At 69.4% G+C, this 26,047-nt stretch carries 20 protein-coding genes; 15 read left to right on the top strand and 5 right to left on the bottom strand.

The features are described 5' to 3' along the window. Positions 1–78 precede the first annotated feature (78 nt). Positions 79–894 (bottom strand): transcriptional repressor LexA, encoded by an 816-nt coding sequence (gene lexA / locus AC5YDA_RS04640; protein WP_496189457.1) that lies wholly within the window; start codon positions 892–894, stop codon positions 79–81. Between the two features lie 232 nt (positions 895–1,126). Between lexA and AC5YDA_RS04635 the strand changes: the two genes are divergently transcribed. From AC5YDA_RS04635 to AC5YDA_RS04625, 3 genes are all read left to right on the top strand, one after another. Beyond that, a complete protein-coding gene (locus AC5YDA_RS04635; protein WP_496189456.1) occupies positions 1,127–1,504 on the top strand; it encodes a hypothetical protein in 378 nt (125 codons plus the stop codon). 276 nt (positions 1,505–1,780) lie between these two features. Then, positions 1,781–2,281, top strand: coding sequence for a transcriptional regulator NrdR (nrdR, locus tag AC5YDA_RS04630; protein WP_496189605.1), 501 nt, complete (start codon positions 1,781–1,783; stop codon positions 2,279–2,281). A gap of 54 nt (positions 2,282–2,335) precedes the next feature. Further along, positions 2,336–5,191 carry a vitamin B12-dependent ribonucleotide reductase gene (locus AC5YDA_RS04625; protein ID WP_496189455.1) on the top strand — a complete coding sequence of 952 codons (2,856 nt, stop codon included), beginning with the start codon at positions 2,336–2,338 and terminating at the stop codon, positions 5,189–5,191. A 133-nt stretch (positions 5,192–5,324) separates the two neighbouring features. On the opposite strand, the gene AC5YDA_RS04620 is transcribed toward AC5YDA_RS04625, so the two are convergent. Continuing rightward, positions 5,325–6,161 carry an inositol monophosphatase family protein gene (locus AC5YDA_RS04620; protein ID WP_496189454.1) on the bottom strand — a complete coding sequence of 279 codons (837 nt, stop codon included), beginning with the start codon at positions 6,159–6,161 and terminating at the stop codon, positions 5,325–5,327. A 132-nt stretch (positions 6,162–6,293) separates the two neighbouring features. On the opposite strand from AC5YDA_RS04620, the gene AC5YDA_RS04615 reads away from it, so the two are divergent. The 3 genes from AC5YDA_RS04615 to AC5YDA_RS04605 all read left to right on the top strand — a co-directional run bounded on the left by AC5YDA_RS04615 (position 6,294) and on the right by AC5YDA_RS04605 (position 8,953). Further along, on the top strand, positions 6,294–7,124 hold the full coding sequence (locus AC5YDA_RS04615; protein ID WP_496189453.1) for an ABC transporter substrate-binding protein: 831 nt from the start codon (positions 6,294–6,296) through the stop codon (positions 7,122–7,124). 93 nt (positions 7,125–7,217) lie between these two features. Next, on the top strand, positions 7,218–8,045 hold the full coding sequence (locus tag AC5YDA_RS04610) for an amino acid ABC transporter permease (protein WP_496189452.1): 828 nt from the start codon (positions 7,218–7,220) through the stop codon (positions 8,043–8,045). A gap of 5 nt (positions 8,046–8,050) precedes the next feature. Further along, on the top strand, positions 8,051–8,953 hold the full coding sequence (locus AC5YDA_RS04605; RefSeq protein WP_496189451.1) for an amino acid ABC transporter ATP-binding protein: 903 nt from the start codon (positions 8,051–8,053) through the stop codon (positions 8,951–8,953). A gap of 28 nt (positions 8,954–8,981) precedes the next feature. On the opposite strand, the gene AC5YDA_RS04600 is transcribed toward AC5YDA_RS04605, so the two are convergent. Then, positions 8,982–9,479, bottom strand: coding sequence for a DedA family protein (locus AC5YDA_RS04600; protein ID WP_496189450.1), 498 nt, complete (start codon positions 9,477–9,479; stop codon positions 8,982–8,984). A gap of 42 nt (positions 9,480–9,521) precedes the next feature. Next, on the bottom strand, positions 9,522–10,796 hold the full coding sequence (locus AC5YDA_RS04595) for an acyltransferase family protein (protein WP_496189449.1): 1,275 nt from the start codon (positions 10,794–10,796) through the stop codon (positions 9,522–9,524). A gap of 34 nt (positions 10,797–10,830) precedes the next feature. Between AC5YDA_RS04595 and AC5YDA_RS04590 the strand changes: the two genes are divergently transcribed. The 9 genes from AC5YDA_RS04590 to AC5YDA_RS04550 all read left to right on the top strand — a co-directional run bounded on the left by AC5YDA_RS04590 (position 10,831) and on the right by AC5YDA_RS04550 (position 24,972). Beyond that, positions 10,831–11,760, top strand: a complete 930-nt coding sequence (locus tag AC5YDA_RS04590; protein WP_496189448.1) for an AEC family transporter — start codon at positions 10,831–10,833, stop codon at positions 11,758–11,760. 16 nt (positions 11,761–11,776) lie between these two features. Continuing rightward, complete coding sequence (locus AC5YDA_RS04585; protein WP_496189447.1) at positions 11,777–12,697, top strand: T3SS (YopN, CesT) and YbjN peptide-binding chaperone 1; 921 nt, start codon at positions 11,777–11,779, stop codon at positions 12,695–12,697. 114 nt (positions 12,698–12,811) lie between these two features. After that, complete coding sequence (locus AC5YDA_RS04580; protein ID WP_496189446.1) at positions 12,812–15,187, top strand: phosphoketolase family protein; 2,376 nt, start codon at positions 12,812–12,814, stop codon at positions 15,185–15,187. Between the two features lie 10 nt (positions 15,188–15,197). Further along, positions 15,198–15,596: a pyridoxamine 5'-phosphate oxidase family protein gene (locus AC5YDA_RS04575; RefSeq protein WP_496189445.1), complete on the top strand. Its 399-nt coding sequence runs from the start codon at positions 15,198–15,200 to the stop codon at positions 15,594–15,596. Between the two features lie 109 nt (positions 15,597–15,705). Then, on the top strand, positions 15,706–17,823 hold the full coding sequence (locus AC5YDA_RS04570) for a prolyl oligopeptidase family serine peptidase (RefSeq protein ID WP_496189444.1): 2,118 nt from the start codon (positions 15,706–15,708) through the stop codon (positions 17,821–17,823). A gap of 43 nt (positions 17,824–17,866) precedes the next feature. Next, the gene (hrpA, locus tag AC5YDA_RS04565; RefSeq protein ID WP_496189443.1) at positions 17,867–21,721 is read left to right on the top strand and encodes an ATP-dependent RNA helicase HrpA; all 3,855 of its coding nucleotides are present in this window, start codon (positions 17,867–17,869) and stop codon (positions 21,719–21,721) included. 12 nt (positions 21,722–21,733) lie between these two features. Then, positions 21,734–23,158, top strand: a complete 1,425-nt coding sequence (locus AC5YDA_RS04560; RefSeq protein ID WP_496189442.1) for a DUF2079 domain-containing protein — start codon at positions 21,734–21,736, stop codon at positions 23,156–23,158. 49 nt (positions 23,159–23,207) lie between these two features. Next, positions 23,208–24,122: a PAC2 family protein gene (locus AC5YDA_RS04555; protein WP_496189441.1), complete on the top strand. Its 915-nt coding sequence runs from the start codon at positions 23,208–23,210 to the stop codon at positions 24,120–24,122. Further along, a complete protein-coding gene (locus AC5YDA_RS04550; protein WP_496189440.1) occupies positions 24,106–24,972 on the top strand; it encodes an acyl-CoA thioesterase in 867 nt (288 codons plus the stop codon). Before AC5YDA_RS04555 ends, AC5YDA_RS04550 begins: the two co-directional genes overlap by 17 nt. Positions 24,973–25,040: 68 nt before the next feature. On the opposite strand, the gene AC5YDA_RS04545 is transcribed toward AC5YDA_RS04550, so the two are convergent. After that, on the bottom strand, positions 25,041–25,991 hold the full coding sequence (locus tag AC5YDA_RS04545) for a sigma-70 family RNA polymerase sigma factor (protein WP_496189604.1): 951 nt from the start codon (positions 25,989–25,991) through the stop codon (positions 25,041–25,043). Positions 25,992–26,047: the final 56 nt, after the last annotated feature.

The following is a 26,047-nucleotide window of genomic DNA, read 5'->3' as shown; positions in this document are numbered from 1 at the left end:
CGCGCGGCCGACTCCTGTCGCCGTTCGTGCACCGGCGGCCCTACCGACGTGGACAGGTGCCGCGGCCACGCTCTGGGATCAGAGGCGACGCAGGACGGCGGTGACCTTGCCCAGAATCGTCGCCTCGTTGCCGTCGATGGGCTCGTAAGCGGGGTTGTGGGGGAGCAGCCAGACCTGACCGGGCGTGCGCTTGAACGTCTTGACGGTGGCCTCCCCGTCGATCATCGCCGCGACGATGTCGCCGTTGTTGGCATCGGGCTGCTGGCGCACCACCACGTAGTCACCCTCGCAGATGGCCGCGTCGATCATCGAGTCGCCCCTGACCTCGAGCAGGAACAGCGTGCCCTCGCCCACCAGGTCGCGCGGCAGCGGCAGGATCTCTTCGACGCGCTCCTCGGCCAGGATCGGGCCGCCGGCCGCGATCCGACCCACCATGGGAACGTTGACCGACCGCGAGACGTGCACGTCGTCGCCGAAGTCGGACACCGCCGGCGCCGCCTCCTGCGTGGGGGCGGGGGGCTCGTGGGTGGCGGGCCTCGACGAGCCGGGCAGGTGCACCATGAGGGCGCGGGGGCGCTTGGGATCGCGCGTGAGGAAGCCCTTGCCCTCCAGGACCTTCAACTGGTGGGTGACGCTCGAGGGGGAGGACAGGCCGACGGCCTCTCCCATCTCGCGGATGGTGGGCGGGTAGCCGCGGGTCTCGATCGCCTCGCGGATCGTCTCGAGGATGAGCCGCTGGCGGATCGTCAGGCCCTGCGAGTCCTCCGGCCCGTCGGGGAGTTGGCGGACCTTGCCGATGTGCGCGATCTCGTCATCGGTCGGGCGTCCGCGCCGGGTCTGCTTGGGGATCGCGGGGCGCTTGCCGCCCCGCCGCTCGTCGTCCGTTGTCGCCATGCGTTCACGCTAGGGCAATCGAACGCAGCATTCAAACACCTGTTCGGGTGTGTTCGGAGGCGGCGGAGGCCCCGCCGCGGGGCGGGCGGGCTTCGTCCCAGAAAGTGTCGGAGGCGGCTGGGACGGTTCCTGGTGTCGCGGAAAGCGCCGCGAACATCGGTGCGAAGGGTGCTTGCAATCGCAGAGATGTTCGATAATACTGATCGAACAGACGTTCGAAGAAGGGGTCATCATGACTGCTGAGCTGCTGGAGTACACCTCCGACTCCGATGTGGTCGTGCGCCGCATCCGGGCGGCCCACTCCGCCGCTTCGGCGGTGGTCGAGCCCCGCCGCCCTGCTGCTGCCCGCGCCGAGGAGCGGTGGGTGGGTACGGACGTGCGCTCCCGCGAGGTCTCCCGCCCCCCGGTCGTCACGTACGCAGCCGGCCCGACGTCACGTCTGGAGTGGACGCCCCGGGGCCTCGCCGTGATGGTGGTCCTCGTCGCCCTCATCGCCGGCGTGATGCTGTCCACCCTGGTGGGCGCCTTCCTGTCGGTGAGTGATGAGCCGATCGATGTCGGCGCATCCCCGACCGTCCTGGCGATGGGGGTCGCGCAGCCCGGCCGCTGAGGGCTGTGGAGGTCTGCAGAGGGCCCCGGTGCCGCCTCGGGCGGTCGCCGGGGCCCTCGCTGCCCCCAAAGGTGCCTGCTGGGTGGCCCTGTCGGCGGCGACCCGCGGGCGGGGCTTGCATTGCGGCGGCGAGGCTCCTAACCTCTACATGTAGTAGTTACATCAGTGTGTTTCGTCCACAGATTGTGGTCAAGGACTCACAAGATGTGCACGGCTCATCCACATGTTCCTCCACAGCGGGGGAGCAGCACCACATCAGACGAGGAGGTGGGATCGTTGCACTGCCCTTATTGCCGCTTCACCGACTCCCGCGTCCTCGACTCGCGCGTCGCCGAGGATGGTAGCTCCATCCGCCGTCGCCGCGAGTGCCGCTCCTGTGCCAAGAGATTCACCACCCTGGAGCAGATGCAACTCGTGGTGGTCAAGCGCTCCGGCGTCGTCGAGCCGTTCTCGCGGGAGAAGGTCGTCAACGGCGTCCGGAAGGCCTGCAAGGGCCGCCCGGTCACCGAGGCCGATCTGGCCAAGCTCGGCCAGAAGGTCGAGGAGACCCTTCGCGCGAGCGGTTGCGCCGAGATTCCCGCCGACGACGTCGGCGTCGCGATCCTCGGCCCGCTCCGCGACCTGGACCCCATCGCGTACCTCCGGTTCGCATCCGTCTACCAGCACTACGAGTCGGTGGAGGACTTCGAGGCCGAGATCGCACGCCTCCGCGCCGTCGCGATCCGCGACGAGGAGCCGGCCGCCGTGTCGACCGCCACCGCCGACCAGCTGTTCTGAACCATTCCCGCCGGCGCGATCCGTGCCGACGACCATCACCTCAGGAGGAGAGAAGTGACCGAGACCAAGCAGGCCCCCCGCCGCTCGACGGCCAAGGCCAAGGGGTTGAGCGTCGACCGCGTCTACACCACCCAGGGTGTGCACCCGTATGACGAGGTCACCTGGGAGCGGCGCGACGTCGTCCAGACCAACTGGAAGACCGGCGAGAACGTCTTCGAGCAGCGGGGCGTCGAGTTCCCCGACTTCTGGAGCCTGAACGCGTCCACGATCGTCACCACCAAGTACTTCCGCGGTGCCCTCGGCACCGCCCAGCGCGAGAACAGCCTGCGGCAACTCATCGACCGCGTGGTCGGCAAGTACGCCGAGGCCGGACGCGAGAACGGCTACTTCGCCACGGACGCCGACGCCGAGATCTTCGAGCACGAGCTCACCTGGATGCTCCTCCACCAGGTGTTCAGCTTCAACTCCCCGGTGTGGTTCAACGTCGGCACGAAGAGCCCCCAGCAGGTCAGCGCCTGCTTCATCCTGAGCGTCGACGACTCGATGCAGTCGATCCTGAACTGGTACAAGGAGGAGGGCTTCATCTTCAAGGGCGGCTCCGGTGCCGGCCTGAACCTCTCCCGCATCCGGTCGAGCAAGGAGCTGCTGTCCTCCGGCGGCACCGCGTCCGGCCCGGTCTCCTTCATGCGTGGTGCGGACGCCTCGGCCGGCACCATCAAGTCGGGCGGCGCCACGCGCCGCGCGGCCAAGATGGTCGTCCTCGACGTCGACCACCCCGACATCGAGGAGTTCATCGAGACGAAGGCGCGTGAAGAGGACAAGATCCGCGCCCTGCGCGACGCCGGCTTCGACATGGACCTGGGCGGCAAGGACATCGTCTCCGTGCAGTACCAGAACGCCAACAACTCGGTCCGCGTGAACGACGAGTTCATGAAGGCCGTCGAGGACGGCACCGACTTCGGCCTGCGTGCCCGCATGACCGGTGAGGTCATCGAGACCGTCGACGCCCGCGAGCTGTTCAACAAGATGGCCAAGGCGGCGTGGGAGTGCGCCGACCCGGGCATCCAGTACGACGACATGATCAACGCCTGGCACACCAACCCCGAAACCGGACGCATCACCGCGTCCAACCCGTGCTCGGAGTACATGAGCCTCGACAACAGCTCGTGCAACCTGGCATCGCTGAACCTGCTCAAGTTCCTCAACGAGGACGACACGTTCGACGTGGAGAAGTTCGTGAAGGCCTCCGAGCTGATCATCACCGCGATGGACATCTCGATCACGTTCGCCGACTTCCCCACCGAGGCGATCACCCAGACCACCAAGGACTACCGTCAGCTGGGCATCGGCTACGCCAACCTCGGCGCGCTGCTGATGGCCATGGGCCGCGGCTACGACTCCGAGGGGGGCCGGTCGCTGGCCGCCGCCATCACGTCCCTGATGACCGGCGCCGCCTACCGCCGCTCCGCCGAGCTGGCCGCCGTCGTCGGCCCCTACAACGGCTACGCCCGCAACGCGAGCGCACACCAGAAGGTGATGCGCAAGCACCAGGCGGCCAACGACGAGCTCAGGATCGTGGAGGCGGCCGACACGCCGGTCCACGAGGCCGCGACCGAGCAGTGGGCCCAGGTCGTCGAGCTGGGTGCGAAGAACGGTTTCCGCAACGCGCAGGCGTCCCTGCTCGCGCCGACCGGCACCATCGGCTTCATGATGGACTGCGACACCACCGGCATCGAGCCCGACTTCTCGCTGGTGAAGTTCAAGAAGCTGGTCGGCGGCGGCTCGATGCAGATCGTCAACCAGACGATCCCGCGGGCGCTCAAGCGCCTGGGCTACCGCGACGAGGTCGCCGAGGCGATCGTCGCCTACATCGCCGAGCACGGCCACGTCGTGGGTGCGCCCGGGCTGAAGTCCGACCACTACGACGTCTTCGACACCGCCATGGGTGAGCGCTCCATCAAGCCGATGGGTCACGTCCGCATGATGGCCGCCGTCCAGCCCTACCTGTCCGGCGCCATCTCCAAGACGGTCAACCTGCCCGAGACGGCGACGGTCGAGGACATCGCCGACGTCTACATGCAGGGGTGGAAGCTCGGCCTCAAGGCGCTCGCCGTCTACCGCGACAACTGCAAGGTCGGGCAGCCCCTGTCCGACGGCAAGAAGAAGGGGGAGCCGAAGGCCGAGGAGGCGCCGAAGCCCGAGGTGCGTGTCGAGTACCGCCCGCGTCGCCAGCGCCTGCCGAAGACGCGCAACTCGCGCACGACGTCGTTCACCGTCGGCGGGGCGGAGGGCTACCTGACCTCCAGCCAGTACGACGACGGGCGGCTCGGGGAGCTGTTCCTGAAGCTCGGCAAGCAGGGGTCGACCCTGGCCGGCGTGATGGATGCCTTCTCGATCGCGATCTCCATCGCCCTCCAGTACGGCGTGCCGCTGGAGACGTACGTCCAGAAGTTCACCAACCTCAAGTTCGAGCCGGCCGGCATGACGGACGACCCGGACCTGCGGATGTCGCAGTCGATCATCGACTACGTCTTCAAGCGTTTGGCGCTGGACTACCTCACCTACGACGAGCGCGCGGAGCTCGGCATCTACACGGCCGCCGAGCGTGCCCGCTACGTCGAGACCGGCTCCTACATCTCGGAGGAGGACGAGGCGCAGCTGATCGAGTCCGACTCGCTGAGGAACGACCCCATCGACGACATGCGCTTCGATGAGTCGGGCCCGAACCAGCCCAGCCTGATCACCGCCACGCCCGACCTGTCGACCGCGCACACCACGGCCGAGCTGATGGAGCGCATCTCCGGGGTGTCGGTCGACGCGCCGCTGTGCTTCACCTGCGGCACCAAGATGCGCCCGTCCGGCAGCTGCTACGTCTGCGAGGGCTGCGGCTCGACCAGCGGCTGCAGCTGATCGACTCAGCGGTACCAGGCACGTGGGCCCCGGAACCTCGGTTCCGGGGCCCACGGCTTCCCTATGATGCTGGTCGGGTTGGGTTACGGAGCCCCAGGACGCGCTCAGCGGCGGCGGCCACGGGGCGAACCCCTCAGCCGACCTGGATCAGCGCTTCCACCTGGTCCAGGGTCGCCGGCCGTCCCGCCAGTGTGAGCGTGCGTGTGGGACGCCCCCCGTTCGGGCCCCGCACGACCAGCCCGGCCTCCTCGACGACGACCCAGGCGGCCGCGTGGTCCCACGGGTTGAGGCCGGACTCGTAGTAGGCGTCCAGCCGCCCTGCCGCGACCGCGCACAGGTCGAGAGAGGCGGCGCCGTGTCGGCGGATGTCCCGTATGTGGGGGAGGAGCCTGGCCACGGCCTCACCCTGGCGCGCGCGCACGGCGGCGTCGTAGCCGAAACCCGTGCCCACCAGCGATCCGGAGAGCTGTTCGGCGGGGGAGGCGCGCAGGACCCGCGACTCCTCGCCCCGCACGAGGTGAGCCCCTCCGCCCCTCCGGGCCGAGAACAGCTCCCCGCTGGCTGGATTGAAGACGGCACCGACCACGGGCCAGAACCCGCCGTCGTCCCGGGCATCGCCGAGCACGGCGGCCACGCTCACCGCGTACTCGCCGTTGTCGTAGAGGTAGTTCACCGTGCCGTCGATGGGATCCACGAGCCACGTGATGCCGGTCGTCCCCCGGCGGTCGGCGCCCTCCTCACCGACCACCCCGTCGTGAGGGCGCAGGTCGGCCAGCAGGCGGCGTGCGAGGTCCTCGCTGCGGCGGTCCATCTCGGTGACGATGTCGACGGCGCTGGTCTTGGTCCCGGCCACCTCCACGTGCGCGGGCCGTGCCTCGACCACCAGGCGCCCGCATGACTCGGCCACCTCGATGGCGACGGCGAGGAGGGCTTCGAGCTCGGAATCCGTGGGTGCCAGAAGTGGGTCCATGACGCCAACCTTGCCACGCGGTTGCATCGATCTGGTCACGTCTGCGTGTCGTCTTGGCGGGAACGCTGTGCAGCATGCCGGGACAGTGCAAAGATTCCCCATCGCTCCACCCGCACTGAAAGAGGATTTCGCGTGTCCAAGCTACGCACTGTCGTCCTGGCCGTCGCTGCCGGCGCCACCGCACTCACGCTGACTGCCTGCGCCAACAACTCCGCCCAGCCCGCGCCCGGCTCCAGTGCCGGTGGCGGCGCGAGCGAGTACTCGCTCATCACCCCGGGCAAGCTGACGGTCTGCACGCACCTGGCGTTCAAGCCCTTCCAGTACAAGGACTCGTCCGGCAAGATCGTCGGCTACGACGTGGACCTCATGGACCTCGTGGCCAAGGACCTGGGCGTCACCCAGGAGATCGTCGACATCTCCTTCGACCAGATCACCTCCGGGTCGGTCTTCGCGGCCAAGAAGTGCGATGCCGGAGCCGCCGCCATCACGATCAAGCCGGAACGCGCCAAGTCCGCCACCTTCTCCCAGCCGTACTTCGACTCGACGCTGGCCCTGTTGGTCAAGGCCGACTCGGGGATCACCAAGGCCGAGGACCTCAAGGGCAAGGTCGTCGCCGTCCAGACCGACACCACCGGCAAGGACTGGGCCGACGAGAACAAGGACAAGTACGGCTTCGAGCCGCGCGTCTTCGACGACATGCCCACCGGCACCAACTCGGTGCTGGGTGGTGTGACCGCCGGCACCGTCAATGACAACGGCGTGCTCTACGACTTCGCCAAGGACAACCCGAGCACGACGGTCGTGCAGGAGTTCGCCACCGGTGAGCAGTACGGCTTCAACGTCGGCAACGACAACAAGGCGCTGGCCAAGAAGATCGACGAGGTGCTGGACAAGGCCCGGGCCTCCGGCGAGTTCAACACGATCTACAAGAAGTGGTTCGGCGTCGACGCCCCCAAGAAGTAGCCTGATGCGCGCGGCGTCCGGATGGCCGACCCGCCATCCGGACGCTGTGGCGCGGGCGTGCCCGCATTCGAGCCTTTCCCCGACAGGAGCACCATGACGACCACGACGACGAGCCCGGCCAAGCCGCGCAAGAAGTTGTCTCCGCGCAAGCGTGCCCAGCGCATCCGCTGGGTCCAGTACGCGGTGCTGGCCGCCGTCCTGCTCATGGTGATCCTCACCGTCGACGGACGTCAGGTCCAGTCGGTGTTCTTCCGTACCGACCTGGTGCAGGTGACCCTGACGTCCGGCCTGCCACGCGCCCTGCTGAACACGGTGTTCTACACCGCCGGCGCCTTCGTGTTCGGTCTGACCCTGGGCACGCTGTTGGCCCTGATGCGCCTGTCGCAGGTCGCCCCCTACCGGTGGTTGGCCTCCATCTACATCGAGTTCTTCCGCGGCGTCCCCGCCCTGATCGTGCTCCTCGCCTTCGGTCTGCTGTCGGTCGCCTTCCCGGGCTTGCGCTTCCCCCTCGACCCGTACGGCACCGTCTGGACGGCGCTGGGCATGGTCAGCGCCGCCTACATGGCCGAGACCATCCGCGCCGGCATCCAGGCCGTGCCCAAGGGGCAGGTCGAGGCCGCCCGCAGCCTGGGCATGTCCTCGGGCATGGCCATGCGCCGCATCGTCCTTCCGCAGGCCTTCCGCATCATCACCCCTCCGCTGACCAACGAGTTGATCCTCCTGACCAAGGACTCCTCGCTCGTGTACGTGCTGGGCCTCACGGCGTCCGCGTTCGAGTTGACCAAGTTCGGCCGTGACATCTCCAACTCGAACGGGAACCTGACCCCGCTCGTCATCGCCGGCCTCTGCTACCTGCTCATCACCCTCCCGCTCACCTTCCTGGTGCAGCGCATGGAGGCCAAGTCGAAGAAGGCACGGTGACCGCGATGGCGACCCCCGCCCAGACCCCGGAGAAGATCCCGACCGGTGACCGCCGCGACGAGATCCAGATCTACGACCTGCACAAGAGCTTCGGCGACGTCGAGGTGCTCAAGGGCATCTCGTTGACCGTCCACACCGGTGAGGTGGTCTGCGTCATCGGGCCGTCCGGTTCGGGCAAGTCCACCCTGCTGCGGTGCGTGAACCTGCTCGAGCAGCCCACGGCCGGGCGCATCTTCATCCTGAACGAGGAGATCACCGACCCGGACGCCGATGTGGACGCCATCCGCACGATGATGGGCATGGTCTTCCAGTCGTTCAACCTGTTCCCGCACCTGACCGTGCTGCAGAACTGCACGATCGGCCCGATCCGGGTGAAGAAGGTCGCGAAGGCGGACGCCGAGAAGACGGCGCTGGAGTACCTCGACCGGGTGGGGCTCAAGCACCGCGCCGACGCCTACCCGGCCCAGCTGTCGGGTGGCCAGCAGCAGCGTGTGGCGATCGCCCGGGCGCTCTGCATGGACGTCGAGATGGTGCTGTTCGACGAGCCGACGTCGGCGCTTGACCCGGAGTTGGTCGGGGACGTGCTCGATGTCATGCGCCGACTGGCCGAGAGCGGCATGACGATGATGGTCGTCACCCATGAAATGGCGTTCGCCCGCGAGGTCGCCGACCGTGTCATGTTCATGGACGGCGGAGTCGTGGTCGAGCAGGGACACCCCGACCAGGTCATCGGGAACCCGCAGCACGAGCGAACCCGCGAGTTCCTGGACCGGGTCCTGAACCCGGTCCACGTGAACACCGGCGCCGAGGACTCCGCCTACGCGGCGCGTCATGCCGGCGAAGTCGTGGGGGAGCCCGGGGATGGGGACGGGCCGGAGATCCCCCAGCGGACGCGGGGCCTGCTGTAGGCCCGTCGAGGACCTCGAGCGTCCCAGGTCAGGCGACCGGCTCCGGACGCCGACGCTTGGACTCGCGGACCCGCCACGCGATGAAGAACGCCAGGGCGGCCACCGTGACCACGCCCAGGACCACGGCGAGGGCAGGATTGCGTTCCCACACCATCCCCAGCGCCTCGGCGCCGGCGGTGCCGGCCGTGCCGTAGAGGAAGGCCCACAGCCCGCTGCCCACCGTGACAGCCGGCAGGTAGCGGGTCATCGGCATGCGCATCGCACCCGCGGCGAGGTTGACCAGCGTCTGGAATCCGATCGTCAGGAACGACGCCGCCAAGATGGGTGGCCCCCACTGGTTGAGCTGCTGCACGGCCCGCTGGTAGCCGGGCGTGGACATCATCTTCGACGCACGCGTCCGCTCAGCGCCGCGGTTGATGAGGAGCCCGAGCCAGTAGGTGGCGCTCGCGCGCAGGAAGACTATGACGAACAGGGCCCCGACGATGGCGAGGTAGGGAGCGTCCCAGGTCATGGGGTTGAGGTTCACGCGGTTCCTTCCTGGTCGTGGCCAGCGGCGCGACGACGGCTGTCATTCCCGGACGGCAGCCTGCGAGGCGTCCGCCGCCCGCGTCATGAGCCAGGCTCCCAGGAGCACCGTCACGACGCCCAGGGTGGAAGCGGGACGTTCCCAGTGCACCACGCTACCCGTCTGCCAGACCAAGAGGGTGCCGAAACCCAACACGGCCATCGCCAGAACGGACAGGGTGAGGTCCTGGCGAGGACCCAGCGGCGGGATGAGCCGCAACTCCAGTTGCCCGAGCAGGGGGATCGCTCCCGCGACGACGGCCAGCGACGCGAGCGCCAGGACGGCGGGGGAGAGGAGCACCGGTGCCGCCGCCGGCCACGCCTGGGACACCAGGGCGAGCCCGCCGCCGGCGAGGGCGATGCACGGGATGTGCCACAGGTAGACGCTCACCATCACCACGTTGAGGATGCCGAGGACGCGCTCCACACGAGGAGGCAGGGTCGCCAGCGCGCCGGAGCGCTCGACCAACCCGAGGATGCCGCACTGGGCCAGGGCCAGTGCCGCCATGGCCAGCGTCGGGGGTTGGATGTTCGCGATCGGGAGGTCGGCGAAGCCGACCGATGTCGGAGGGTAGCCGAGGATGAAGACCATGGCGGCGACCGACAGGGCCCCGACGGCGAGGGACGCCCACGCGACCCGGACCGGACCCCGCCGCCACCAGCCCCGCTGGTACGCGATGCCGAATTGGTGCACCAGCGGCCACACCAGCGCCATGTTGAGGTTGCGCAGTTCCCACCGACCGCTCGCGAAGGACCAGGCGTCCACGCCGGCGGCCAGCAGCGCCAACACGACCATCGGCCAGGCTCCGTATCGGTCGTGCAGGCGGACGGCCGTGGGGGCGGCGACCATGATGCCGAGGTAGACGGTGATGAACCAGAGCAACTGCATGAGCAGCCGGGTGAGCTCGGACGCCTCGGCCAACCACCCGGCCCACGCGGCCAGGGAGGCCACCACCGCCCAGAACGACACGAACACCACCAGGGGTCCGACGAGGCGACGTCCACGGCTGGCGAGGTAGTGCGCCCGGCTGGTGCCCTCCCGCCGCATCCGGTCGATCGTGAGCGCGTGGGCGAAGCCGCCGGACACGAAGAACAGCGGCATGATCATGAACACCCAGGTCCACGGGTAGAGCCACGTCGGAGCGGCCCACGGCACCAGGGTGGGGCCGGCATCGGTCAGGACGATGCGGTACAGCAGTGTGTGGAACACCACCACCACGAGCACGGAGCAAGCTCGTGCCACGTCGATCACGTGGTTCCGCGCGGCACCCGACTTCACCGCGCCATGGTAGCGACGACTAGGCTGCTCGACTGTGCAGGGCGCGATCAGTGGCATCTCCACCATCTGGGTGGTCATCGCGGTGGGCTGGTTCATCGCCCACCGCGGCCTGGTCACCCAGCAGGGGCGCAAGCTCATGTCGATGCTCGCCTTCACCGTCGGTTCGCCGGCCCTGCTGTTCTCCCTGATGGTGCAGGCCGACCTCGCCCACGTCTTCTCCCGCACCGTCGTCGTCTCGATCCTGGCCGTGGTGGTGGCGGGTGGGCTCTACCTGGTGGTGGCCGTTCCGGCCTTCCGGCAGTCACCGGGTGAGGGGGTGATCGGGTTCATGTCGGCGAGTTACACCAACGCGGCCAACTTCGGTCTTCCGGTGGCCGTGGCGCTGCTCAACGACGGCACGTGGGTGGCACCGATCCTGCTCCTCCAGTTGGCGATCATCATGCCGATCTGCCTGACCGTCCTCGATGCGGCCAACGGCCGGAGGTCGGGCGTCCGCACCTCCCCCTGGCGCTACCTGCTGCTGCCCGTCCGCAACCCCATCACCATCGGCATCCTCGCCGGGCTCGCCCTCAACCTGGCCGGGGTGTCGGTGCCCGACTTCGTCATGCGCCCCATCGACATGATCGGCGGCATCGCGCTGCCGCTCATGCTGTTGGCGTTCGGCGTCTCGATGCGTCTGGACCCGCTGCCCGGGCGCGGCCCGCACCGCGCGCCCATGTGGTTCGCCACGCTCATCAAGGTGGTCGTGCACCCGTTCGCGGCCTGGGCGATCGGCGCGGCCATGGGGTTGAGGGGCATCGAGCTGTACGCCGTCACCGTCCTGGGTGCGCTCCCGGCCGCCCAGAACGTCTACGTGACCGCCAGCCGTTACGACCAGGGTGAGTTGCTCGCCCGCGACGCGGTCTTCTGGACGACCATCCTGTCGGTCGGATCGCTCCTGCTCATCGCCGCGTCGCTCGGCTGAGGCTAGGTTGGGCGTCGTGAGCGACGACCCCAGCCTGTCCTCCGACGTGTCCGACTTCGATTTCGACCGCTCGACCCTCGAGTCCTGGCGGCGGTTCAGCGACCGCCTCGCCGAGGTGCTGTCGGTGATGGACCCCGATGCCACCCTCGCCATCGGGTCGTTGGCCGAGGGCGGCGGGACCGCCCCCCACGTGCGGTTCCGCTGCGGAGAAGGTGGTGTCCTGGTGGCCCGGGCCACGACGGACGGGCTGGGGGAGGGCGCCGGGGTCGAGCTCACGGCGTCCGGCTGGACGGCCGTGGCGGACCGACCCGGGACCTACGAGCGGGTGGGGACGCAGGAGGATGCGGACGGCCTGGCGGCGGCGACCTCGGCGGCGCTGCGGGAGGTCCACGGGGTCCAGCACCCGGCGCTGCTGGCGCCCGACCACCTCGCGGAGATCCTCAACCCGGCACCGGTGGAGGGCCGACCCGGGGTGGTGGAGCCGCGACGCACCGAGCCGATCCTGGCGCGGACCGCCGAGGAACTGGACGCCGCCGTGGAGCGGGAACTCACCCGGGTTCTCGGCTTCGAACCCCTGCGGGACAACGCGGGCGACCTCGCCCTGCGCGTCGGCTCGACGATGGTGCTGGTGCGCGCCTCCCCGGACGCCCAGGAGGTCCTCGTCTTCTCCCCGTTGGTCCACGACGTGGAGGGGCGGACGCGGGCGATGGAGCTGCTCAGCGACCTGAACACCGAAGCGCGCTGGGTGCGCTTCCAGCTGATCCGCGACCGCGTCTACGTGAGCATGTCCGTGGCGGCCGATCCGCTGATCCCCGCACACCTGCAACGGGCGTTGCGGATCGTCTCCCTGATCAGTGACAACATCGACGAGGTGCTGGCCGAAAAGCTGCGCGGGCGGACGACGTTCGAGAGCGACGACGAGACGGGAAGCCCGTAGTCACGCCGCCCTTGTCGCTCGCCGTCGAGATACTCGACGGCGAGACTATTAGTCCTCATGACAAAATGTGGCAACACGCTCTGTGGCCCCGCCCGCTCGATTAGCGTTGGACTCATGGCAGAGCTACTCCCCAAGTTGGATGACTCCGAACTTGCTTCGATCGATGCGTGGTGGCGCGCGAACAACTACCTCACGGTGGGCATGATCTACCTCCAGGCGAACCCGCTCCTGCGTGAGCCCCTGAAGGCCGAGCACATCAAGCCCCGTCTGCTGGGCCACTGGGGGACCTCCCCGGGCCTGGCGTTCATCTGGGCGCACACGTCCCGCTTGATCAAGCGCACTGGTCAGCAGTGCCTCTACATCACCGGCCCGGGCCACGGAGGCCCCTCGATCGTCGGCGCCTCCTACCTTGAGGGCACCTACACCCCCGCGTTCCCGTACGCCACGCAGGACACCGAGGGCATGCTCAAGCTGTTCCGCACCTTCTCCGCGCCGGGCGGCATCCCCTCCCACGCGTCGGTGACGACCCCGGGCTCGATCCACGAGGGCGGCGAGCTCGGCTACGCACTCATCCACGCGTTCGGCTCCGTCTTCGACAACCCCGACCTGCTGACGGTCGCGGTCGTGGGTGACGGCGAGGCCGAGACGGGTCCGCTCGAGGGCTCGTGGAAGGGCGTCTCGTTCCTGAACCCCGAGCACGACGGCGCCGTTCTGCCCGTCCTGCACCTCAACGGCGGCAAGATCGCCGCCCCGACCGTCCTGTCGCGCAAGCCGCGCGAAGAGGTCAAGAAGATCTTCGAGGGCCACGGCTATGAGGTCATCGAGGTCGAGGGCCAGGACACGCCGGGCATGCACTACCGCTTCGCCGAGGCCATGGCCCAGGCCTACGCCAAGATCAAGGCCATCCAGGAGGAGGCCCGCAGCGGCAACTGGGACGGCGCGCGTCCGGTCTGGCCGATGATCATCCTGCGCACCCCGAAGGGCTGGACGGGCCCCGAGAAGCACAACGGGAAGCAGATGGAGGGCACCTGGCGTTCGCACCAGGTCCCGCTGTCGAACGTCAAGGCCAACGCGGACTCCCTCGCCGAGCTGGAGGGGTGGCTGCGCTCCTACAACATCGACGAGCTCTTCAACGAGGACGGCTCGCCGTCCGACTTGGTCCTCGCCGCGAACCCCGACGACCTCAACCTGACGATGTCGGGCACGCCCTACGCCAACGGTGGTCGGCTCATGAAGCCGCTCACCCTGCCGGATTACCGCTCCATGGCCGTCGAGGTCGCGGCGCGCGCCACCGACAAGGTCGAGTCCACCCGCAAGCTCGGCGAGTTCATGCGCGAGCTCTACCGGAACAACCCGGACAACTTCCGCCTGTTCTGCCCGGATGAGACGAACTCCAACCGCCTCGGTGACGTCTTCGAGGTCTCCGACCGCACGTGGATGGAGGCGGTCACGGCCGACGACGAGAAGCTGAGCCGCAGCGGCCGCGTCATGGAGGTCCTGTCCGAGCACCTCACCCACGGCTGGCTCGAGGCCTACAACCTCACCGGTCGTCACGGCCTGTTCGCCACCTACGAGGCCTTCGCCATGGTGTCGGCGTCGCAGACGATCCAGCACGGCAAGTGGCTGCAGGAGGCCGACGAGCTCTCCTGGCGCGAGTCCATCCCGAGCCTGAACATCCTCGTCAGCTCGACCGCGTGGCGCAACGACCACAACGGCTTCAGCCACCAGGGCCCGGGCATGCTCCAGCTGCTGCTCAACATGGGTCCCAAGGCCGCCCGCGTGTACCTGCCGCCGGACGCGAACTCGCTGCTGGTCACGGCCAACCACGTGTTCCAGTCCACCGACAAGGTGAACCTGATCGTCCAGGACAAGCAGCCGCAGCCGCAGTGGATGTCCATGGAGGAGGCCGAGGCCCACTTCGCCCAGGGCGCTTCCGTCTGGGACTGGGCGGGCAACGACGACGGCTCGTCGGATCCCGACATCGTCCTGGCCTGTGCCGGCGACATCATGACCATGGAGACCGTGGCCGCCGCCGAGATCCTGAAGCAGAGGCTGCCGGCCCTCAAGACCCGCGTGGTCAACGTGGTGAACCTGATGACGCTGCGCCGTCCGAAGGACCACCCGGAGGGCATGTCGCCCACGATGTTCCGGGAGCTCTTCACCGACACCCAGGACGTGGTCTTCGCGTTCCACGGCTACCCGGGTGGCATCCACCAGCTCGTGCACGGGCGTCCGAACCCCGACCGCTTCCGCGTGCGTGGCTTCATCGAGCAGGGCACGACGACCACGCCGTTCGACATGGTCGTCAAGAACCGGGCCTCCCGCTACCACCTCGTGATGGACGCCATCAACAACGCCAAGCGGCTCCCGCGCGGCGCTGAGGAGCTCAAGATGTGGTGTGAGTCGCAGCTCGAGCGTCACGAGGCTTACATCCGTGAGCACCTCGAGGACATGCCCGAGGTGCGCAACTGGCAGCTCGGGGAACTGTAAGCTCCCGTCCGTGACATCTCTTGGCTACATCGTGACGATCGACCCCGACGAGTGTCGCCGGCTCCTCGGCGACTCCGTCGTGGGTCGGGTGTCCTGGGTCTCGAACAAACAGGGCATCCAGATCCTCCCGGTGAACTACTCACTCGTGGGTGATCGGATCGTCTTCCGCGTGGCAGAGGGTGGTGTCCTGGAGGAGCTGACCAAACCCGTGGAGGTCGCGTTCCAGGTCGACGACCTGGATCCGGACACTGCCACGGGCTGGGCCGTCCTCGTCCAGGGCACGTCCGGCCCGTGGTCCGGTGAGGTTCCCGAGCTTTCGCCGTGGGCCCCCGGCTACCGTGACCTCGCGGTCGCCATCGAACCGAAGCGTTGGTCGGGCCGATCCGTCTCGGCCGACGACGAGGACTGACGACTTCCACTGCATTTCCGGGTGGAGAAACCCCTAGGATCGTGGGGGTTCCTCCACCCGGAAATGTGCTTGGGGGGCGCCGCACACCGCCTCTCCTAGAATCGGGTGCGTGCCCTACCCTGAGACCCGCCGCGATGACCTCGTGGAGACCCTGCACGGCATCGACGTGCCCGATCCGTACCGCTGGCTCGAGGGTGCCGACGATCCCGCGGTGACCGCTTGGGTCGGCGAACAGCAGGGGTACGCCGAGGCGGTGCTGTCCGAACTCCCCGGCCGGGCCTGGTTCTCGGACCTGATGGCGCGCATCGTGGCTCGGCCACGCGCCGGCGTCCCGGTCAAGCGGGGCGGACGCTGGTTCGTCAGCCGCAACGACGGCACCACGCCCCAAGATGTCTGGTCCACGGCTCCCACGCTCGACGAACTCGTCACCGGCGGAGAGGTCGTCCTCGACCCCAACACCTGGAGCGCCGACGGCACGGCGTCCCTCTCGACCTTCTCGGTGGCCCGCGACGGATCCCTGATGGCCTACGCACGCAGCGAGGGCGGCTCGGACTGGCAGCGCTTCCGCGTCCGGGACCTGTCCACCGGTGCGGACCTGGACGACGAGCTCACCGCCAAGTTCTCCTCGCCGGCCTGGCTGCCCGACCACCGCAGCTTCCTGTACACGACGTTCGACCAGGCCGCGGACGCCCGGGGCACGTCCACCGAGGGCCTCGGCACCGCACGCCTCATGGTGCACCGCCTGGACGGTGCCGACGAATTGCTCCTGAGCTTCCCCGACGAGCCGAACACCCTGGCGTACGGGCAGGTCAGCCACGACGAGGCGTGGCTGGTCGTGACGATCGTCAAGGGCACCGAGAACGTCAATCGCCTCTGGGCCTACCCGATCACCACCGAGGACGGTCGTTCCACGTTCGGCGAACCCGTCAAGGTCGTCGACGACCCGGACGCCGAATACGGCTTCGTCCGGACCGACGGGGATGACCTCTACCTGCAGACCGATCTGGACGCGCCGCTCGGCCGGGTCGTCAAGGTCGATCTGGCGTGGGCGGCTCGCGGCGACGTCCAATTCGCGGAGGTCGTGCCCGAGCGGCGCGCCACGCTCAGCGCCGTGGAGGCCGCCGGTCCCGGCCTGCTGCTGGCCTACCTCGACGACGCCCAGCCCGTCGTGGTCCACTGTTCCCTCGACGGCTCCGACGAGGAGCCGCTCGACCTGCCGGCCGGCACGCTGGTGGCACTGGACTCCTCCCCGCTGCGGGACGAGGCCTTCGTCGGCCTCAGCACCCTCGACACGCCCACGGCTGCGTTCCACGTCCGGCTCCCCGCCGCGGGCGAGCACGCCACGTTCGAGCGGGTCGAGCTGACGCCGCCCGACGCCGGGGGCTTCGCGCCCGCCCACACCATCACGCGCCGGCGCGCGCGCAGCGCGGACGGCACCGAGGTGCCCTACTTCCTCGTCGTCCCCGATGACGGGGGCAGCGGCCCCCGGCCGACGCTGGTGTGGGGGTACGGCGGTTTCAAGATCCCGATCCTGGCCGACTACCGTCCGGGTTGGTCGGCGTGGCTGGCGGCCGGGGGAGCGCTCGTGCTCGCCAACCTCAGGGGCGGCGGCGAGTTCGGGACGAGTTGGTACGACGCCGGCAGGCTGAGCCGCAAGCAGAACGTGTTCGACGACGTGATCGCCGTGGCGGAGCATCTGGTCGCCACCGGTGTCACCACCTCCGCCCAGCTCGGTCTCTACGGACGCTCCAACGGGGGCCTGCTGGCCGGCGCGGCCATGACCCAGCGTCCTGACCTGTTCGGCGCGGTCGTCCCGGGTGTCGGTGTCCTGGACCTGCTGCGCTTCCACAGGTTCACCATCGGAGCGGCCTGGATGAGCGACTACGGCGACCCGGACACCCCCGAGGGGTTCGCGGCCGCGTACGCGTACTCGCCGCTGCACCATGTCCGCGAGGGCACGCACTACCCGCCCACCCTCGTCCTGACCGCCGACCACGACGACCGGGTGGTCCCGCTGCACAGCTTCAAGTTCGCGGCTGCGCTGCAGCACGCCCAAGCGGCGGACGCCCCGGTCCTGCTCCGCGTGGAGTCGTCGGCCGGTCACGGGGCGGGGAAGTCGCTGGCGATGGTCGCGGCCGAATGGGCGGACGTCCTGGCCTTCCTCGCCCACCACACGGGTCTGGAACAGGCTGCCCGGCGCCCCGGGACGACGACGATCCCGGGCTGACCGACTCGGGTCCGCCGAGCCGTCCGAGTAGCATGGGCGGGCCATGCGCACTGCCGAACCGAACCTCGTCTTCGACCCCGCCCTCCCCATCACCGCGGCGGTGGACGACATCCGCGCGCTCATCGACGCCCACCAGGTCGTCGTGGTCGCCGGTGAGACCGGTTCGGGCAAGACGACCCAGCTTCCCAAGATCGCGCTGCTCGCCGGCCGGAAGCGCATCGCCCACACCCAGCCCCGTCGTCTCGCGGCCCGTACCGTCGCCGACCGCATCGCCCACGAGATGGGTGTCGAGCTGGGGGAGACCGTCGGTTACCAGGTGCGGTTCACGCGCAAGGCGACCCGGCAGACCCGGGTCAAGCTGATGACCGACGGCATCCTGCTCGCCGAGATCTCCCACGACCGGGACCTGCGCGCCTACGACACGATCATCATCGACGAGGCGCACGAGCGGTCCCTCAACATCGACTTCCTGCTGGGCTACCTCAAGCAACTGTTGCCGCGGCGCCCGGACCTCAAGGTGATCATCACCTCGGCCACCATCGACACCGCGCGCTTCTCCGAGCACTTCGGCGGCGCGCCCGTCGTGGAGGTCTCGGGCCGCACCTTCCCCGTCGAGGTCATCCACGAACCGCTGGACAACGAGAACGACCTCGTCGACGGCATGGCCCGTGCGGTCACCCGGCTGCACGCCCTCGGCGAGGGCGACATCCTCGTGTTCTGCTCCGGCGAGCGCGACATCCGCGACGCCGCCGACGCCATCAGCGCCCTGAAGCTCCGCAACACGGAGATCCTGCCGCTGTACGCGCGCCTGTCCGCCGCCGAGCAGGACCGCGTGTTCACGCCGCACCCCGGCACCATGCGCGTCGTGCTGGCCACCAACGTGGCCGAGACCTCGCTGACGGTGCCCGGCATCCGCTACGTCGTCGACCCCGGCTACGCCCGCATCAGCCGCTACTCCGCGCGCACCAAGGTGCAGCGCCTGCCGATCGAGGAGATCAGCCAGGCGAGCGCCAACCAGCGCGCCGGACGCTGTGGACGGCTGGGGCCCGGTATCGCGATCCGCCTCTACTCCGAGGAGAACTTCCTCGCGCGACCCGAGTTCACCGAGCCGGAGATCCTGCGCACCAACCTCGCGAGCGTCATCCTGCAGATGGCGGACGCCCGGCTGGGCGCCATCGAGGACTTCCCGTTCGTCGAACCGCCGGACCGCTCGCAGGTGCGCGACGGTGTCCGCCTGCTGCGCGAACTCGGGGCCCTGGAGGAGGAGAGCAAGGACCACCCGGGCCAGCGCCTGACCCGCACCGGCCGCATGCTCGCGCGCCTGCCCATCGACCCGCGCCTGGGCCGCATGCTCGTCGAGGCCGGACGCCGCGGTGTCCTGTGGGACGTCCTGCCGATCGTCGCGGCCCTCGCCATCCCGGACGTCCGCGAGCGGCCGAGTGAGAAGCAGGCCGAGGCGGATGCGCTGCACCGCCGGTTCTGGAGCGAGGACGGCGCCGCGAATGCCGCCCGGGGCGAGGCCCACGGCGACCGCGACCCCTCCGACGTCGCCGCTCTCTGGCGTCTGTGGGACCACCTGCGGCACCAGCGCAACGAACTCTCCGGCAACGCCTTCCGGCGGATGTGCCGCGACGAGTACCTGAACTTCCTGCGCATCCGGGAGTGGCAGGACCTGGTCTCCCAGCTGCGCGAGGTGGTCGGCGAGCTCGACCTCGACTCCAGCGCACCCGATCAGGACGCCGACAACCGCCGCCGCCGCGCCAAGGAGCCGCGCACGGCGTCCGGGCACACGCCGAACTGGGAGGCCGTGCACACCTCGGTCCTGTCCGGCCTGCTGTCCCACGTCGGCCTGAAGGACGAGAAAAGCCTCGCCAAGGCCCAGCCGGCGGCCAAGCGCGGCCGGCGTCCGCTGGCCGAGTACCTGGGTGCCCGCGGCGCCAGGTTCGCCATCCAGCCGGGCAGCGCGTCCGCCAAGGCCGAGCCACCGCTGGTGATGGCGGTCGAGCTCGTCGAGACCACCCGGCTGTGGGCGCGCACGGTCGCGCCGGTCACCGCCGAGCAGGTCGAGTCGGTGGGGGAGCACCTCATCACGCGCCAGTACTCGGAGCCGCGCTGGTCGGTCGCGGGCGGCCAGTGCGTCGCCGACGAGCGGGTCAGCCTGCTCGGCGTCCCGATCATCGCCGGACGCACCGTCAGCTACGGGAAGCTCGACCCGGTCGTCGCCCGTCAGGTGTTCATCCAGTCAGCGCTGGTGGAGGGGCAATGGCGCACCCGCCATCACTTCTTCGCGCGCAACGAGAAGGTCCGCGCCGAGGCGGAGGAACTCGAGGAGCGCACCCGGCGCCGCGACATCGTCGTCGACGACGCCGCGATCCACGCGTTCTACGACGAGCGCATCCCCGCCGGGATCACGTCCGTCGCCCACTTCGACCGCTGGTGGCGCGACAAACGACGCCAACAGGACGACTACCTCGACCTCGCCCTGGACGACCTCGTCGACGACACCGAGGCGGTGGACGCCGACGCGTTCCCCGACACCTGGACCATCGGGCCCGCCGACCTGCCCGTCAGCTATGTCTTCGAGCCGGGCGCCCACCGCGACGGCGTGTCCGTCGACGTGGACGTCAGCGTCCTCAACCAGGTCGACGCCGCCCCCTTCACGTGGCAGGTCCCCGGACTCCGCGACGAGTTGGCCACCGAGCTGATCCGGTCCCTGCCCAAGGCCGTCCGGACGCGCTTCGTGCCGGCCCCCGACTGGGGCCGCCGGGCGCTGACCTGGCTGGAGGAGAACCCGGCGGGTGCCCGCGGGGACGAGGAGGCGTTCCCGGACGCCCTCGCTCGCGCCCTCACGGCACTCACGGGGGACCCGTTGGACCCGGGTCTGTTCAACACCGGCACCCTGCCCGACCACCTCACCGTCCGCTACGTGATCACCGACGGACGCCGCGAACTCGGCGCCGGCAAGGACTTCGAGAGCCTCCGCAAGCAATTCGCCCCGCGCCTCAACAAGCGGCTCAACGCGGCGGCGTCCGATGTGGCGCACCCGGGCGCGACGACGTGGCAGTTCGGCACGATCCCCGCCACCAGGGTGGTCGACCGCGACCCGACGCCGCTGGTCGGCTACCCGGCGCTCGTCGACCAGGGCTCGAACGTGGGCGTCCGGATCGCCAACACGGCCGAGAAGGCGAGCCGCTGGCAGGCGCGCGGCCTGCGCCGCCTCGTGCTGCTCGGATCGCCCGATCCGACGCGCAGCGTCTTCATCCACCTGTCGAACACCGAGAAGATCGCGCTGGCCGCCGGCCCGTACGCGAACCTGAACGCACTGCTGGCCGACACCCGGCTCAAGGCCACCGGCGACCTGATCACCAGCCACCGGATCGAGCCCGACACGATCCGCGACGAGGCCGCCTTCCGCCGGGTGGTCGACACCGTCCGTCCGGACGCGGCGGATCGGATGCAGGCCATCACCCGCACCGCGGCACGCATCCTGACCCGGTGGGCCGAGGTCCGTGCCGAGCTGGCCCGCCGGGCCGACTCCGCCACCAAGGACGACATCACCGCGCAGCTGGGAAACCTGGTCTTCGACGGGTTCATCTCGGCGACGCCCGACCCGCACTTCACGCGTCTGGACAAGTACGTCCACGCGATCGACGTCCGGCTGCGCGGCTGGGCGACCAACCCGGCGCGCGAGGCGCAGAACCTCGACGTCATCACCGAACTCGAGGACACCTACGCCGCCGCCATCGCCAGGTACGAGGTGGGCGAACTGCCCCGGGCGGCCGTCGAGGTCGGCTGGCTGCTCGAGGAGTTGCGCGTCAGCCTGTTCGCCCAGTCGCTGGGGACCGCCCAGCCCGTGTCGGCCAAACGCGTCCGCAGTGCGTTGGCCCGGCTGGCCTGACGGGATCCCCGCATGCCGCCGTCGACAGCCAGCCGCCCGGACGCCGGCTTCAGGCGTCCGCGGCCGGCGGATCTCGGCGCGGCACCGTGGGCGGTCGGCCTGCTGTCGACGGCGGCCCACCTGCTGCTCTCCATGCTCCAGTGGTTCCGGCACGAGTCGCCGTCGTGGGACCTCGCCATCTTCACCCAGATCCTCCAGCGGTACGCCGCGCTGGAGGCGCCGATCGTCCACATCAAGGGTGCCGAGTACAACATCCTGGGGGACCACTTCCACCCGATCCTCGTGTTGCTCGCCCCGGTGTACGCGGCGTTCCCGTCCGCCTCCACGCTCCTGGTCGTGCAGGCCATCCTGCTGGGCGTGTCCGCGTTCTTCGTCGCGGCGTCCGCCCACCACCTGCTCGGACGCTCCGCTGCGTGGTTGGTCGGGCTGGCGTACGCGTTCAGCTGGGGAGTCCAGAACGCGGCGGCCGTCCAGTTCCACGAGGTCGCGATCGGGGCCCCGATCCTGACGGTGGGCCTCTGGTTCCTGGTCCGGGAGCGCTGGGTGGCGGCGACGGCCTGGCTCGGCCTGCTCGTGTTCGTGAAGGAGGACCTCGGCGCGACGGTGTTCGTCCTCGGCCTGATCGTGGCGTGGCGATCCCGCCGTTGGCTGCTGGGTGGGGGGCTCGCCCTGTGGGGGGTGCTGTGGTTGTTCCTCGCCCTGCGCGTGATCCTCCCGGCGATGAACCCGAAGGGACGATACGACTACGCCGGACACCTCGACCTGGCGGCTGCCCTCGCAGACCCGCTCGGAACCGTGGCCGAGATCCTCACCAATGAGCAGAAGGTGCTCACCCTGTTCATGCTGCTGGCCTGCACCGGCCTGCTGGCCCTGCGGTCCAACCTGGCCTTCGCGCTGCTGCCCACCCTGGGCTGGCGCTTCCTGTCGACGCTGAGTGGGCACTGGGGACCCACGTGGCACTACAGCCTGGTGCTGATGCCGATCGCGTACGTGGCCGCCGCCGAGGGGGCGCACCTCCTCGCCGCGTCGCGCCGCGCCGCATTCCGCGGCTGGGCGCGGAGCGGTCCGGCGATCCTGCTCACGTTCACCTTGGCGGTGTTGCCCCACCAGCCCCTGTGGCAACTGACCAGGGGCACGACGTGGGAGGTCGACGGCGCCCGCCAGCGCGCCGCCGTGGCGCTCCTGGACCGGGTGCCGCGCGGTGCCGTGGTGTCGGCCGACATCTCGCTGATGAACCAGTTGGTCGATCGTGCCGACGTGTACTTCATCGCCAACCAGGGCAACCCCCTCCCGGACTTCCTGGTCATCGACAACCTCGCGGGCGGGTGGAGCACCCGCGTCGAGGGCGTCCGCCACGGAGCGACGCTGTATCCCGGCACCCACTGGCGCCTGTCCTTCGACGAACAGTCCTACCAACTCGTGGAGCGCGTCGGCTGACCGTGTCTGGACGGCCTCCCCGACTGGGCGGCCCGGTAGTGTGGCGTCCATGTTGGATCCGGGCGCGCTGTACACGGTGGAGCAGGACGTCTGGGACAGCCTCGCCGGCACCCGGCCCGTGCTCATCCACCTCCTGGAGGGGTACGTCGACGCGGGTCAGGTCGCGCGCCAGTTGAGCGAACACCTCTTGGCCAGCCTCGACGGCGAGTTGCTGGTCCGGTTCGACCACGACCAGCTGCACGACTATCGCTCACGGCGTCCGCAGATGGTGTTCGACACCAACACGTGGGCGGCGCTGACCGACTACCGGCTCGCCATCCACAAGGTGATGGACGCGTCCGGGCAGCCGTTCCTGTTGTTGAGCGGCCCCGAGCCGGACACCCAGTGGAACCGCGCCTGCGCCGCCATCCTCGGCATCGCGGACGCACTGGACGTGTCGGTGCTGGTCACGGCCCAAGGCGTGCCGATGGGGGTGCCGCACACCCGGCCGATCCTGGTGACCGCCCACGCGAGCGACCCCTCGCTCGTCACCGACAATCCCGTGTGGATCGACCGGGTCACCGTGCCGGGGAGCTTCGCCTCGATGCTCGAGTACCGCTCCGGCCAGGCCGGACGCCTCGCTCGCGGCTTCGTCGCCCACGTGCCGCACTACCTGGCACCCGGATCGTACGTCCCCGGCGCCCTCGCGGTGCTGGAACGCATCCGTGCCGCCACCGGACTGGACCTGCCACCGGGGGAGTTGGCGACGTTGGCGCTGCAGACCCTGTCGCAGCTGGAGGGCGAACTCGAGTCCGATGGCGAACTGGGTCCGCTCGTCCAGGCTCTCGAGCAGCAGTACGACGAACTCCAGGCAACGGGCCGCCACAAAGTCCCCTCGGCCGACGAGATCGGGGCGGCCGTCGAGCAGTTCCTCGCCGAACAGGACGGCGACGACCCGGAGGCACCCGATGCAGCACATCAGTGAAGTCCTGGCCCTGCTCGAGCTCGAGCGGCACGGTGAACTCTTCGTCGGCGAGCACCCGGACACGGAACTGCAGCGCACCTTCGGTGGGCAGGTCATGGCGCAGGCGCTGGCTGCGATGTACCGGACCGTTCCCGACGACCGCTTGTGCCACTCCCTGAAGGGCTACTTCCTGCGCGCCGGATCCACCTCCAGCAGCATCGTCTACGAGGTGGAACGCATCCGGGACGGCGGGTCGTTCACGACGCGGCGGGTGAAGGCATCGCAGAACGGCCGGGAGATCTTCATGATGTCGGCGTCCTTCAAGACCTCGGAGGATGGGTTCGAGCACGCCGCGGTTCCGTTCAAGCCGCCTGCCCCGCCCCAGGAGTGCCCGCGGCTCGTCGACGTGCTGGCGGAACGCTCACCGCGCACCAAGGACGTCTGGGCGCGTGAGTGGGCCGCCCTCGACACCCGGTTCGTGGGTTTCAGCAACCGTGAGCTCACCCAGGGGCCACGCCTCCAGATCTGGCTGCGCGCCGTGGGGGACATGCCCGACGATCCGCGCCTGCACCAGATGGTGCTCGCCTACGCGTCGGACCTGACCCTGCTGTCGGTCTCCACGCTGGCCCATCCGGACGGCTTCGGGTCGCCGCGCCTGCAGATGGCGACCATCGACCATTCGATGTGGTTCCACCGGCACGTCCGCGCCGACCAGTGGGTCCTGTACGACCAGTCTTCGCCGAACGCCGCGAACGCGCTGGGATTGTCCTTCGGCAAGCTGTTCGACGCCGATGGCCAACTCGGGGCGCACGCGGTCCAGGAGGGCCTCATCCGGAAGGCCGACGATCGCGAGCGCCGCGGCCTGGTGTAGGACACCCGTGAACCAGCGCGCCCCCGAGCCGAGCTCGGGGGCGCGCCGCTGGGGTGCCGTCCTGGACGTCAGGCAGCGAGGGTGGTGTCCCGCAGCTTGGCGATGGCCTGGCGCTCGATCTGGCGGACGCGCTCGGCGGTGATGCCCCACACGCTCGCGATGTCGGCGAGCTTGGCCTGGCGTCCGTCCACGAGCCCGTAGCGGCGCCGCACCACGTCGGCGGAGCGTTCGTCGAGGCTGTCGAGGAGGTTGTCCAGACGGGCACGGTCCTCGGCGTCCAGCACGACCTCGTCGGGGCCTGGGGCGGTGTCGCGGGCGAGCAGGTCACCCAGGGCGGTGTCGCCGTCCTCCTCGACCGGGGCGTCCAGTGAGACGTGCTCACGGGCCAGACGGATCAATTCGACGACGCGTTCCTCCTCCAGGCCGAGCTCGTCGGCGATCTCGATGATCTCGGGCTCGCGACCGAGCTTGCGTTCGAGGTTGCGCCGGGTCGCCGACACCTGGTTGATCTGCTCGGCGACGTGGACCGGGAGACGCACGATGCGGCCCTGTTGGGCGATGCCGCGGCTGATCGACTGCCGGACCCACCACGTGGCGTACGTGGAGAACTTGAAGCCCTTCGTGTAGTCGAACTTCTCCACGGCGCGGATCAGCCCGGTGTTGCCCTCCTGGACCAGGTCGAGCAGCGGCATCTGCGAGCGGCCGTACTTGCGTGCGACCGACACCACCAGGCGCAGGTTCGCGGTCACGAAACGCTTCATGGCGGACCGCCCGTGCTCGGCCAGCAGCTCAAGCTCCTCGGTGGTCGCCTTCTTCGCCTTCCGGCCTCCGCGTTCCTTCGTGGTCACGGTGCCGCCGAGGATCTGTTCGGCGTACAGCCCGGCCTCGATCTGACGGGCGAGCTGCACCTCCTCCTCAGCGGTCAGCAGGGGGGTCTTGGCGATGCCATCCAAGTACAGCCCGACGGAATCCTTGCCGTCGATGCCATCGGTGGAGCGAGTGCGGTGCGAGGTCGAGATCATTCGTCGTCCTTTCGTCGTCAACCAGTACAACGCGAAAGTCGCCCGATTTGTTC

The sequence above is a fragment of the Propioniciclava sp. LT294 genome (assembly GCF_059516005.1).
The sequence above is the reverse complement of the archived record's forward strand: the minus strand, read 5'-3'. Positions and strand labels throughout refer to the sequence as shown.

What these genes read in the sequence shown, in the direction of transcription:
- AC5YDA_RS04620 (WP_496189454.1), bottom strand. Translation starts at nt 6,161, where the DNA reads ATGGACCCACTTCTGGCACCCACGGATTCCGAGCTCGAAGCCCTCCTC.
- hrpA (WP_496189443.1), top strand. Translation starts at nt 17,867, where the DNA reads ATGCGCACTGCCGAACCGAACCTCGTCTTCGACCCCGCCCTCCCCATC.
- AC5YDA_RS04635 (WP_496189456.1), top strand. Translation starts at nt 1,127, where the DNA reads ATGACTGCTGAGCTGCTGGAGTACACCTCCGACTCCGATGTGGTCGTG.
- AC5YDA_RS04605 (WP_496189451.1), top strand. Translation starts at nt 8,051, where the DNA reads ATGGCGACCCCCGCCCAGACCCCGGAGAAGATCCCGACCGGTGACCGC.
- AC5YDA_RS04580 (WP_496189446.1), top strand. Translation starts at nt 12,812, where the DNA reads ATGGCAGAGCTACTCCCCAAGTTGGATGACTCCGAACTTGCTTCGATC.
- AC5YDA_RS04555 (WP_496189441.1), top strand. Translation starts at nt 23,208, where the DNA reads ATGTTGGATCCGGGCGCGCTGTACACGGTGGAGCAGGACGTCTGGGAC.
- lexA (WP_496189457.1), bottom strand. Translation starts at nt 894, where the DNA reads ATGGCGACAACGGACGACGAGCGGCGGGGCGGCAAGCGCCCCGCGATC.
- AC5YDA_RS04610 (WP_496189452.1), top strand. Translation starts at nt 7,218, where the DNA reads ATGACGACCACGACGACGAGCCCGGCCAAGCCGCGCAAGAAGTTGTCT.
- AC5YDA_RS04550 (WP_496189440.1), top strand. Translation starts at nt 24,106, where the DNA reads ATGCAGCACATCAGTGAAGTCCTGGCCCTGCTCGAGCTCGAGCGGCAC.
- AC5YDA_RS04560 (WP_496189442.1), top strand. Translation starts at nt 21,734, where the DNA reads ATGCCGCCGTCGACAGCCAGCCGCCCGGACGCCGGCTTCAGGCGTCCG.